This is a genomic window from Lentzea sp. NPDC054927 (assembly GCF_053610285.1).
In genome coordinates, this window is sequence record NZ_JBSGXZ010000001.1 from 506,194 (window position 1) to 518,407 (window position 12,214).

The 12,214-nt window shown below is 68.4% G+C and carries 8 protein-coding genes; 4 read left to right on the top strand and 4 right to left on the bottom strand.

Annotated elements, in window-relative coordinates; all coding sequences use genetic code 11:
• The first annotated feature begins 17 nt into the window (after window positions 1–17).
• Window positions 18–485 (top strand): hypothetical protein, encoded by a 468-nt coding sequence (locus ACWGE0_RS02460; protein ID WP_452259095.1) that lies wholly within the window; start codon window positions 18–20, stop codon window positions 483–485.
• Here the strand turns inward: ACWGE0_RS02460 and ACWGE0_RS02465 are convergent.
• The gene (locus ACWGE0_RS02465) at window positions 482–2,455 is read right to left on the bottom strand and encodes a WD40 repeat domain-containing serine/threonine protein kinase (protein ID WP_452259096.1); all 1,974 of its coding nucleotides are present in this window, start codon (window positions 2,453–2,455) and stop codon (window positions 482–484) included. The genes ACWGE0_RS02460 and ACWGE0_RS02465 overlap by 4 nt on opposite strands.
• Window positions 2,456–2,578: 123 nt before the next feature.
• Window positions 2,579–3,241 carry a class I SAM-dependent methyltransferase gene (locus tag ACWGE0_RS02470; RefSeq protein WP_452259097.1) on the bottom strand — a complete coding sequence of 221 codons (663 nt, stop codon included), beginning with the start codon at window positions 3,239–3,241 and terminating at the stop codon, window positions 2,579–2,581.
• Window positions 3,242–3,311: 70 nt separating this feature from the next.
• Here ACWGE0_RS02470 and ACWGE0_RS02475 point away from each other — a divergent pair, with 70 nt between their 5' ends.
• The 3 genes from ACWGE0_RS02475 (at window position 3,312) to ACWGE0_RS02485 (ending at window position 7,431) form a co-directional block, all read left to right on the top strand.
• The gene (locus ACWGE0_RS02475; protein ID WP_452259098.1) at window positions 3,312–4,223 is read left to right on the top strand and encodes an AraC family transcriptional regulator; all 912 of its coding nucleotides are present in this window, start codon (window positions 3,312–3,314) and stop codon (window positions 4,221–4,223) included.
• A 75-nt stretch (window positions 4,224–4,298) separates the two neighbouring features.
• Entirely contained in the window at window positions 4,299–4,796 is a 498-nt protein-coding gene (locus ACWGE0_RS02480; protein ID WP_452259099.1) for a GtrA family protein, read from the top strand.
• A gap of 157 nt (window positions 4,797–4,953) precedes the next feature.
• Window positions 4,954–7,431, top strand: coding sequence for an AAA family ATPase (locus ACWGE0_RS02485; RefSeq protein ID WP_452259100.1), 2,478 nt, complete (start codon window positions 4,954–4,956; stop codon window positions 7,429–7,431).
• On the opposite strand, the gene ACWGE0_RS02490 is transcribed toward ACWGE0_RS02485, so the two are convergent.
• The gene (locus tag ACWGE0_RS02490) at window positions 7,379–7,720 is read right to left on the bottom strand and encodes an EthD family reductase (RefSeq protein WP_452259101.1); all 342 of its coding nucleotides are present in this window, start codon (window positions 7,718–7,720) and stop codon (window positions 7,379–7,381) included. The genes ACWGE0_RS02485 and ACWGE0_RS02490 overlap by 53 nt on opposite strands.
• Before the next feature lie 10 nt (window positions 7,721–7,730).
• Window positions 7,731–12,209 carry a type I polyketide synthase gene (locus ACWGE0_RS02495; protein WP_452259102.1) on the bottom strand — a complete coding sequence of 1,493 codons (4,479 nt, stop codon included), beginning with the start codon at window positions 12,207–12,209 and terminating at the stop codon, window positions 7,731–7,733.
• Between the last annotated feature and the right edge of the window lie 5 nt (window positions 12,210–12,214).

The window sequence follows — 12,214 nt, forward strand, 5'->3', positions numbered from 1 at the left end:
CCGCTACGGTCAAGATCATGGATGATCTGGTGACGTTCATGAAGGAACGCAGGCGCGCCGACGAAGCCGCCGCGGCAGCCTGGGCAGCACGATCCGCGACCATCACATCGTGGGCCCAGAAGGTGGCCACCCTCCTCACCAACCACCAGATCCCGGCCGAACAAACCCTCTACGACCGCGTAGGCGAACAGAAGGTCCGCATCGCGGCGGGATGGCTCGTCCTGACCACCAGAACCCCGAGCGCCACCCACCCCGGCGTGTTCAAAGACGCCGGAATCCTCCTGACCCCGAGCGCGGAGCTCTGGCAGTACGACAACGAATGGCCGATGTCCGCCCGCCTCACCCCGACCATCCCCGCCTTCCGCACCGCGGAGGGGTCAGCGTTGATGGCCAGGTGCGAGTGGATCCTCGACAACGTCATCGAGGCGTTCGCGGACACGCTGGACCGCAACGGCATCGACGTGGCCGAGCTGGAAGACCTCTAACGCTCCAGCTTCCAGATCCGGACGGACTTGTCGTCGCCACCGCAGGCGATCCGTTCGCCCTTCGGGTCGAACGCCACCGCCTCGATCCTCGCACCGGCACCGATGACGGTGGCGCGGACGGACTTCGACGCCACGTCCCACAGCTGCACCGCGTTGCCGTGTCCCCAGGTGGCGATCGTCTTGCCGTCCGGGTGGTACAGGGCCTTCGTGATGATGTCGTCGCCCTCGGTCCGGTCGAACACGGCCTTGCTCTGCCCAGTCGCCACGTCCCACAGCTGCATGCTGTTCTTGCCGTCGTCGTCGGGAACCGCGAGCGTCTTGCCGTCCGGGGAGAACGCCACCCCGTCGCCGGTCGAGTCGTTGATGGTCTGGACGGTCTTCCCGGTCGCCGGGTCGACGATCTTGATCTCCTGGTACTTCGTGCCGGCGTAGGCGAGCATCTTGCCGTCCGGGCTGAACGCGAGTTCGCTGCTGCCGTTCGCTTCGGTCAGGCCGATCTTGACCTTGCGGGTCGCCACGTCCCACACGTTGAGGCGACCGGTGTGGGTAAGGCCGACGATCGTCTTGCCGTCGGGGTGGAAACGCAGGCTCTTCATGATGGACCTGGCGTCCTCGAGTGTGCCGATCTGCGTGCGGTCGGCGAGGTTCCACAGGTACGTGGTGCTGTCGCCGGTCCGGTTGCCGCCCGCCGCGAAGATCTTGCCGTCGGGGCTGATCGCGACCGCGCACGCCGACGCGCCGCCGGGCCCGTCCGGGTTCTGGACGGTGCCGATGAGCTTGCCCGCCGCGGCGTCCCAGATGCGGACGACCGCGCCGTCGCTGCCGAGACCGTCCTCGGCGCTGACGAGAATCTTGCCGTCCGGGGTCCACGCGATCGACGAGACGGACGCCTTGTGGTCGGTGAGCTGGATGTGCTCGGTGATCTCCTGCGGGCGTCCCGGTTTCGCCACGGACGAGGTCGTCGACTGCTCGGAGCCGCCCTCCTGGTTGGAGGCGAGCTTGTTGTCGTTCGTCGACGGCAGCTGAGCACCTTCGCCGTTGTTGTTCCTCGAGGTGATCCACCACGCCGTGCCGCCGCCGAGAGCTGCCACCGCACCGGCACCGGCCAGCAGCAACGTGCGTCTGCTCGGCCCGGATCTGACCGGGACGGGCACGACCATCGGGGCACCGGAGAGCAGCGCGAGGGCCTGGTCCACCGACGCGCGTTCGGCCGGGTTCTTGCGCAGCAACGCGCCCAGCAACGACGACAGGTGCCCGGCGCGCACCGGGGGTGGCGGTTCCTGGGTCAGCAGCATCGACAGCGTCGTCATGAAGTCCTGGCCCTGGTACGGGGGCCGGCCCTCCACGGCGGCGTACAGGGTGGCGCCGAGCGACCACATGTCGGTCGCCGGGGTGATCGGCGCGCCGGTGCCCTGCTCCGGCGCCATGTACGCGGGCGTGCCGACGATCGAACCGTCGGTGGTCAGCGGCACGTCGCCGGTGAGCCGCGCGATGCCGAAGTCGGTGATCACGACCCGGTCGCCGGACAGCAACACGTTGGCGGGCTTGAGATCCCGGTGCACGATCCCGGCCTGGTGCGCCGCCCGCAACGCGCCCAGCATCGACGTGGCGACGTAGGCGACCTGGTCGACGGGCAGCGCGCCCTGGGCCTTGATGGCGTCCGACAGCGAACCGCCCCGCACGAACTCCATCACGATCATCGGCGCGCCGTTGTACTCGACGACGTCGTGCACGGTGACGATGCCGGGGTGGTTGAGGTGACCCGCGAGCTGCGCCTCACGCATGGCGCGCTGGCACAGCAACGCCCGCTGCTGCGGGTCGAGACCGGCGGGCAGCAGCAGCTCCTTGACGGCCACCTCACGGCCGATGACCTCGTCACGGCCGAGCCAGACCCGGCCCATCCCGCCGGTGCCGATCACCTGGACCAGCCGGTAGCGCTGCGCCACCAGACTTCCTGTCGCATCTGTCACGGCGCGCAGCTTAGATGGGAACACGCTCTCATTCGCGCGTATCCCTCAAGTTCGAGAATTACCGGAACTGTTGGTAGCGAAGAAACATTGTGCGTTCTCAATCGGTCGACAATGGACCTGTCGCTAGTGGACTCTCGCGAGCTCGATGCCCACCTCTCCGAACATCCGCAGCTTCCGCACGCGGGTGGGCTCCACGGTGAACCCGGCCGCCGCGATCCGCTTCGCCACCGCGTCCCCGACGTTGTCCCGCAGGTGGATGTGCAGGTCCCCGCTCGCACCGCGTTTCCGCCTGCCGTGGCCGTGACCGTGGTCGTGCAGCACGGCGTCGGCCAGCACCAGCACACCGTCCGGCCGCAGCACCCGGCGCACCTCGGCCAGCATCTCGTCCTTCGCCGGGGTTTCCAGGTGGTGCAGCATCAGACTGGAGAAGACCACGTCGAACGACCCGTCCGGGAAGGCCAGTTCCTGCGCGAACCCGCGGTCCAGCTGTGCGGTGAGTCCCGCGCGCCGAATCTTGCGCTCGGCCCTGGCCAGCATCTTCAGGTCGGGGTCCACCCCGGTCAGCTCGACGTTGCGGTGCCGCTTTCCGGTCGCGCGCAACAGGTTTCCGGTTCCACACCCGACATCGAGCACGCGCTGGCCGTCCCGCAACCCGGCCAGCGTGATCATCTGGTCGTGCACGCGGGAGAGACCGGACACCGAGTGCATCACGTCGTACAGCGGCATCAGGTAGTGCTTGCCCATTCCGGGCAGGTAGTCCCGTTCCTGGGACGATGTTTCGGCCATGCCTACATTGTGACCGGTCAACCACCACGGTTTCTGTGCCGATCCACGGTTTGAGTGGGATGATTTGACGGTGAGAGCCCGACGAACGGTCCCGATCGGGGACGAGCCGGCGAACTACAGATGGCAGCCTGTGCCCGGCGAGCTGTCCGTGGCGGCCGTGCCCCTGGGGCACGCGGCCGGCTTCAACGGCGCCCACGAGGCGCACTCGCACGACTTTCCCGGCCTGGCCTACTTCCGCGCAGACGGCGGCATCGTGCGGACCGGGAAACAGGTCCGGCACGTCAAGGCCGGCGACCTGTTCGTGATCGCACCCGGAGACGTCATGGGCCAGGCCTACTCCGACGACCTCGTCGGCGCGCAGGGCTGGAGCGTGTTCTTCACCGCCGACGCCCTCGGCCCGGACACCCCAGGCGCCCACCTGGCGTGGCGCACCCATCCATTGCTGTTCCCGTTCGTCCGCGGCGGCGCTATCGGCGCGTTGCGGCTCAAAGTGCCGCCACCGGACCGTCACGAGTGGACCTCCCGCATCGAAGCGCTGAACGACGAACTGACGCAGCGCCGCGAGGGCTACCGGGAAGCCGTGTCCGCCCACCTGGTGCTGCTGCTGGTCGGGGTGTCGAGGCTGGCCGCGGACGTCGTCGGCGACCTGCGCGAGAACGCGGAACCGCTACTGGCCGAGGTGTTCGACGTGATCGAGCGGCGCTACCCGGAACCGTTGTCACTGCGCGAGGTCGCCGAGGCCATCAGCATCTCCCCCGGCCACCTGACCTCGACGGTCCGCAAGCGCACCGGCCGCACGGTGCAGGAGTGGATCACCGAACGCCGGATGGTCCAGGCCCGGCGGCTGCTGTCCGTGTCCGAGCTGACGATCAGTGACATCGGTAGGCAGGTGGGGTTCCCGGATGCCGGCTACTTCGCCCGGACGTTCGGCAAGCTGCACGGCATGAGCCCGACGTCGTGGCGGAGGGTGAACGCCCGCTGAACTCCCGCGGACAGCCTGGCGAGGGGTGGGCGTTTCGTCGGGTTCCGTTAGTCCGATCGTGGCACTGTCGTGACCATGACCGGCGGCGAGCAGACCACCTTGAACACCAACGAAAAAGACCTCGGAACGAGGTTCCACGACCTCATGGAGGTCGTCGTCCGGCGGCTGCCGTTCGGTCTGTCCAAGGTCATCGCCCCCAGCTTCCTCGGCTTCGCGCTGATCAACGGGTGCACGTTCGGTATCGACCTGCTGCTGCTGGCCTTCTTCCGCGGCGGCCTCGGTCTGCCGGTGCCGATTGCCTTCACGATCGCCTACGTGCTGGCGTTCGGCCTGAGCTTCGTCCTCAACCGCGCGCTCAACTTCCGCTCACACGCCCCGGTCGGCCCGCAGGCCGGCCTGTACGCGGTGGCGATCCTGATCAACTACCTGGCGTTCATCCTCGGCGTCGGCAGCGCGCTGACCGAGATCGGCGTCCAGTACCTGCTCTCCCGCGTCGTCGCCGGTGCCTGCGAGGCCGCGTTCATGTACAGCGTGATGCGCTGGATCATCTTCCGCGACACCAAGGGCGACTGATTTCGGTCGATTTCGTCAGCCTGGTCACCCCGGCAATCAGTGCCAAATCAATGCCATGCCGTGACAGCTCAAGGTCGTCACTTTAGGTTCAGAACCAGTCATTCTCCGTCAACGGCGTAGCCACCTCGGCGGTGCGCGACGCCAGGAGGACCGGCTGATGCGACTGGTGGAACGGGAAGAACAGCTCGCTCGACTCGACCTGCTGTTCGCCGACTGCCTGGCGGGCCGGGGTCGAATCGCGCTGGTCAGCGGCGCGCTCGGCAGCGGGAAGACCGCGTTGCTGCAGGAGTTCGGCGAGCGCGTGGCCTTCGCGGGAGCGGCTTTCGTCAGCGCGGTCGGGTCGTGGGCCGAGCGCGGGCTGAGGTTCGGGGTGATCAGCCAGATCCTGCACGACAAGGCCGTTTCGGCGCTCGGGCACCGGTTCATCGGCGCGGTGCTCTACCGGACCGCGCTGCTGAGCCCCGCGCTGCACGTGCTCTGCCTCGGCCTGCTGGAACTCACCGAACGGGTGCCGCTGGTGATCGGCATCGACGACGTCGACCTCGCCGACCAGGCATCGCTGAACTGCCTGCTGTCGCTCGCCCGGCGGCTGCGGTCGGCACGGGTGATGTTCCTGCTCACCGAGTCCCCGCAACCGCGGTCGTCGTTCCGGATCGAGCTGCTCCGTCTGCCGCAGTGCGCACCGGTGGTCCTGGAGCCCTTGACCGAACGCGGTGTCGCCGCGTGGCTCGGCGAGCGCGACGCCGGGCGGATTCACGCGCTGAGCCGCGGCAATCCGTTGCTGGTGCGCGCCGTGGCGGACGACGACCTGCCCCAGGCCGTGCTGCGGTGCCTGCACCGGGGCGGTCCGCTGGTCCGGCACACCGCGCGGGCGATCGCGGTGCTCGGCGAGTTCGCGACGCCCACCGCGATCAGCCGACTGATCGGGGTCGACCCGCACGCGATCACCCACGCCATCCAGGTGCTCACCGCGGCCGGCCTGGTGGACGGTGGCAGGTTCCGGCACGCCGGCACGCGGGACACCGTGCTGGCGGACGCCACTCCGGCCGAGCGCGGCAGCCTGCACGCCCGCGCGGCACGCATGCTGCACGACCAGGGCAAGGCGGCCGACGTCGTGGCCTGGCACCTGCTCGAAGGGCCGCCGCGCTGGCACGAGTGGGTCGTGCCGGTGCTGCGGACGGCCGCGCGGCACGGCCGGACCGAGTTCGCGTCGCGCTGCCTCGAACTCGCCACGAAGTCCTCTGTGGACCCGATGGAGACGGCCGAGATCACCGCGGACCTCGCCCGGCTGGAGTTCAGGTCGAACCCGCTCGCGGCCGGCCGCCACCTGACGGCGTTGCGAGAGGCCGTGCAGGCCGGGCACCTCGATCGCTCCGCGACGGTGATGGTGGTCAGCCAGCTGCTGTGGCACGGCCGGGCCGACGAGGCGCTCGATCTGGTGCGGGACGATCCGGACGTCGAGCTGTGGCTGGCTTCCGCGTATCCGGCACTGACCCGGTGGCGGCAACACCCCGACTCGCCGCTCACCCTGTTCCTGCGTGGTGACGAGTCCGCCTCCAGCCGCGCCGAAACCTTCCTACGGGGCGTGCAGCTCACCGGCGACATGCCGTGGGACGCGGTGTTCGCTTTGCAGACACTCATCTACAACGATCATCTGGACAGCGCGACCGCGTGGTGCGACACGCTGCTGGAGCGGTCCGGCGATCACCTGGCGTGGCAAGCGATGTTCTGCAGCCTGCGGGCGGAGATCGCGCTGCGCCAAGGTGATCTGCGTGCCGCACGACGTTTGGCGAGGGTCGCGTTCCGGCTCCTGCCCCCGCACGCCTGGGGCACCACTGTCGTGGGACCGTTGAGCTGCCTGATCCTCGCGTGCACCAGGGCCGGCCGGTACGTCGAGGCCGCCGAGCACATCGCCCAGCCCGTCCCGGAAGGCGCGCTGCAGAGCCGGTTCGGGCTGCACTACCTCCACGCGCGCGGCGAGTACCACCTGGCCACTGACTGGTACGAGGCCGCGCTCGCCGACTTCCGGGCGTGCGGTGACCTGATGCGCGCGTGGGGCCAGGACCACCCCGGCGTCGTGCCGTGGCGCGTGCAGGCCGCACGGGCGTTGCTCGGTCAGGGCCGCCCCGACCGAGCCCGGCACCTGCTGGTCGACCAACTGGCGTTGACCAGCAGGCGATCCCGCACGAGCGGCCTGGCGTTGCGCGTGCTGGCCTCCGTGAGCGAACCCGCTCTCACGGCCCGAATGCTCGCCGAGTCCGCCGAGATCCTCGACGAACGCGGCGACAGAGTCGGCCTGGCACACGCCCTGGCCGACCTGAGCGGTGCCCTCGGCCAGCACCCGCGCGCCCGGATGATCGCGCGGCGAGCCTGGCACGTCGCCCACGAATGCGACGCCCGCCCACTGCTCCCCGCCGACGTTCCGGACGCCGCCGAACTGGTGGAGGAACTGACCGAAGCCCAGCGCCGGGTAGCCGCCCTCGCCGCCGACGGCCACACCAACCGGGAGATCGCGCGCAAGCTGTTCGTCACGACGAGCACCGTCGAACAACACCTCACGCGCGTCTACCGCAAGCTGGAGATCAAGCACCGAAGCGAACTCCCGGCAGGATCTCGTCAACGACCTCGCCGGTGAACAACACGAACCCGGCCTCGGCGAAGTTCGCCATGTCGGCCTGCGCGGCCTGCCCCTCCGGCGTGCTCATCGCGGCCTGCAACGCCTCAGCCGAGTCCGCGGTGATGTCCACCTTCACGTAAAACGGCGGCGGCGTGCCGTCCGGGTTCGGGCCGAGCTTCGTGGCGGTGGCCCCGCGCAACCCGAGCTCGACGACCTTGCGTGCCAACGGCGCGTGCACGCCGAAGAAGTGTTCGTCGAACGCCTCCGGGTCGGCCGGGTGGTGGTACAGGCAGGTGAAGACGTACATGGTGTTCCCTTCAACGTGGGAAATAGCCGGTGTCCTTGAAGAACCGGATGTAGGTGTCCAGCAGCTCGTCAGTGATCTCCGGGCACGGGAAACCCGCTTTGTCGGTGTCTTCGACGTCGTAGGTGATGGGCAGTTCTTCCGCCCGCGTGATGTCCGTGAACACGTCCAGCAGCGCGTTCGCGGCGTTGCCAGGATCACCGCGGACCTTGTCCACCCACTGCTCTCTCGGCACCTCATCGAGGCGATAACCGTGCTGTCGCAGCTTCTGGATCAGGTTGCTGAGGCTCACGGGTTTCGGGTTGTACAAGTGGTACGTAGCGTTGCCCGGCCGTTGGGACAGTCCGACGATGGCCGCGCTGACGTAGTCGACCGGCGCGATCGTGAACAGCGCCTTCGCTTCCACGGGAACGGCTTTCGCCTGCAAGCAACCCTTGAGGCTGCGCCAGACGAAGTCGTTGGCCTGGCACGCACCGCTGTCCTGGCTGCCGCACACCGTGTCCGGGCGGTACACCGTGACAGGCAAGCCGCGTCGTTGCGCTTCTCGCACCAACTGCTCAGCCACCCACTTGCTCTGCTGATACCCCGTCGGCAGCTCCTCCGCCGGTCCGGTCTCGGCCTCGGTCGCTTTCGGACCTCCAGCCCGTCCGAACACACCCGTCGTCGACACGTAATGCACCGGCACCGCGCGATGTCGCGCGGCCAACCGCAACACCTCCTCCGTGCCTTTGACGTTGGCTGCCTTCAGCTCCTGATACGGAAACAGCCAATTCACCTGCGAGCCCGCGTGGTAAATGACGTCGATGGTGCGCGCCAGTTCGTCGAACCGTTCTGCGCTGAGCCCGAGCGCCGGCTCCGCAAGGTCTCCTCGGACGATCTCAATCCGGTCCAGGTCGACCGCCAACCCGTACCAGTCCAGGTTCTTCTTCAAGCGCGCCAACGCTTCTGCTGCTTCGTTCGCTCTGATGAGGCAGTGCACCCGCGCTGTCGTCTGGTCGAGTAGATCCCGTAGCAAGAACGCCCCGAGGAAGCCCGTCGCACCCGTCAGGAAGATCTCTTCGAGCTTGCTAATCACTGTGGCCACCGGCCAAATGTCGTCAGCCAGCTTGACTTCCTCGGTGAAGTCAGTCTTCCTGGTCGTGCTTTCACCGTTGAGGAACTCGGCCAACGCGGCGGGACGGGGTTGGTCGTACACAACGCCGGCCGGCAGCCGAAGCCCAGTCGCCCTGGCCAGCCGATTCCGCAGCTCCACCGACAGCAGCGAGTCGAACCCCATGTCCTTGAACGACTTCGCCGCATCGAACTCGTCCTCTTCAAGCCTGAGCACAGCTTTGGTCGTCGCACACACCAGCTCGAACAGATCCTCGACTTCTTCCTCTGCCGGCTCACCCGTGTCGTTCACGTCAAGCCAATAACGCCGCCGTTGGAACGGGTAGGTAGGCAGCTTGACCTTGCGCACCCCAGGAAACATCGCCGCCCAGCCAACCTCCACCCCACCCACGAACGCCTCCGCGAGCGCCCTGACAAACCGCTCCGGCCCACCATCGTCCCGCTGCAACGTCCCCGTGACAGCAGCACCCTCCACCGTCTCCTCGACCGCGACCGTCAACACCGGATGCGGGCTGATCTCGATGAACTTCCGATGCCCGTGGTCCGCAAGCGTCCGGACAGCCGACTCGAACAACACCGTCTGCCTCAAGTTCCGGTACCAGTACTCGGCGTTGAGCTCGGTCGTATCGACCCACTTCTCATCCACCGTCGAGAAGAACTCGACCTCCGCCCGCCCAGGCCTGATGCCCTCAAGCGCCTTGATCAGCTCACTGCGGAGCTCCTCAACCTGCGGCGAATGCGACGCGTAGTCAACCGGGATCCGCCTGCCTTCAACGCCCTCGAGCGCCTCCAAATCCCCCGACAGCACAATCGACGCAGGCCCGTTGATAGCCGCCACCGACAACCGCGAATCCTTGGGCAACTCCCTAACCGCCACCATGCCGCCCTTGCCCGCAAGCCTCCGCGCAATCAACTTGCTACGCCGCGCCACCACCTTCGCCCCGTCCTCAACCGACAGCGCCCCCGCCACCACCGCCGCCGCGATCTCCCCCTGCGAATGCCCAACAACCGCCCGCGGCTCAACCCCGTTGACCCGCCACAAATGCGCCAACGACACCATCACGGCCCACAACGCCGGCTGCACAACGTCAACCCGCTCCAGCGCCCCGGCATCCCCGAGCACCTCGAACAGGTCCCACGCAACCTCCGCCTCCAACGCGTCCGCACACTCCCGCATCCGTTCCGCAAACGCCGGCTCAGCCGCAATCAGCCCCTCCGCCATTCCAACCCACTGCGCCCCCTGCCCCGGGAACACAAAACAGATCTCGCCCTCGGCATCCGCTAGGCCCTCGACAACTTGATCCCCAACCACGACTGCCCGGTGCTCCAGCATCGCCCTGGTCGTGGCCAGCGAGAACGCCACATCTTCCGGCGCAAGCTCAGGCCGTCGCTCGCAGAAGTCCCTGATCTGCTCAACCTGCGCCCGCAACGCCTTGGCGCTCCTGGCCGACACCACCAACGGCACCAGCCCCGCCCTTACGTCGGCGATCTCAGCCCCGACATTCCCTACCCGACGAGTCCGCGCTGCACCACCGTTCTTGGCCTCGCCCGCAGCCGCAACGGCTGCCTGGCCGGCCCGCGTAGCGCCACCCCCGGTGGCCCCACCCGTCGCCCCCGCAACTCCCACGGCGTCAACTCCCGCAGTGCCCCCTGCCTCTCCAGCTCCTGCCGGGCCAGCCCTCGTCGCCGCAGCTACTGCCGTGCCAACCCCCACCGAGCCAACCTCGGCCACACCAACCCTCGTGGCACCTGCCTGCGCTACCTCAACCCCCGCCGCGACAGCCTCCGCGGCCCCGCCCCTCGTAGCCTCAGCTCGCGGCGCACCACCCCCTGCCGCCGTCGCCCCCGCCCGGTCAGTCCCGGCCCCGCCAAACTCCGCCCCGCCAACCCCAGCCGCGACACCCCTGACCTCAGCCTGCCGACCGTCACCCGGAATCGATTCAGACTCGCAGGCCCCCTTGGGGGATCGGGTCCCCACTCCAATCATCTCAACCGGGTCTGACAATTCCGGACCGTCCACACCCTCCAAGATCACATGCGCATTCGTGCCCGACACCCCGAACGACGACACCGCCGCCCGCCGCACACGCCCCCGCGACGGCCACGCCCGCGCCGACGTGAGCAGCCGAACCGCCCCCGCCGACCAATCCACGTGCGGAGTCGGCTCATCCACATGCAGCGTCATCGGCAACACGCCCCGCCGCATCGCCATCACCATCTTGATCACGCCACCCACACCCGCCGCCGCCTGCGCATGCCCGATGTTCGACTTCAAAGACCCCAGCCACACCGGATCCGGCCGCTGCCCGTACGTCGCCAGCAACGCCTGCGCCTCAATCGGGTCACCCAGCACAGTCCCGGTGCCGTGCGCCTCCACCGCGTCCACATCGGACGGTTCCAGCCGCGCCCGCGCCAACGCTGCACGAATCACCCGCTGCTGCGAAGGCCCGTTCGGCGCCGTCAACCCGTTCGACGCCCCATCCGAGTTGACCGCCGACCCCCGCACCACAGCCAAAACCTCATGCCCGTGCCGCCGAGCATCAGAAAGCCGCTCCAGCAACAACACCCCGACACCCTCGGACCACCCCGTCCCGTCCGCCGCAGCAGCGAAAGCCTTGCACCGCCCATCAACCGACAACCCGCGCTGCCGGCTGAACTCCACGAACACCGCCGGGCTCGCCATCAACGCCACCCCGCCCGCCAAGGCCAGCGAACACTCCCCCGCCCGCAACGACTGCGCCGCCAGGTGCAGCGCCACCAGCGACGACGAGCAAGCCGTGTCGACGGTGACCGCAGGCCCCTCGAACCCGAACGTGTAAGCAACCCGCCCCGAAGCCACGCTCCCAGCGCTCCCGGTCCCCAGATGCCCCTCGACCCACCCCGGAATCCGGCCGGACAAACGCGACCCGTAGTCGTTGTACATCACCCCGGCGAACACCCCGGTCCTGCTGCGCCGCAACGACAACGGGTCGATCCCCGCGTCCTCGAACGCCTCCCACGACGTCTCCAGCAGCAACCGTTGCTGTGGATCGATCGCCAACGCCTCCCGCGGCGAGATCCCGAAGAACCCGGCATCGAACTCCGCCGCGTCGTACAAAAACCCACCCGACCGCGCATAACAGGTCCCGCTCACCGCAGGATCGGGCGAGTACAACGCCTCCAGATCCCACCCGCGATCCGCCGGGAACGGACCGATCGCGTCCACCCCGTCCGCCACCAGCCGCCACAGATCCTCCGGCGACCGCACCCCTCCGGGATACCGGCACGCCATGCCGACGATCGCGATCGGCTCGTCCAGCCGCGCCAGCAGTTCGTCGTTCTCGCTCCGCAACCGCTGGTTCTCCTTGACCGCAACACGCAACGCCTTGACGACCTGATCCACGTGAT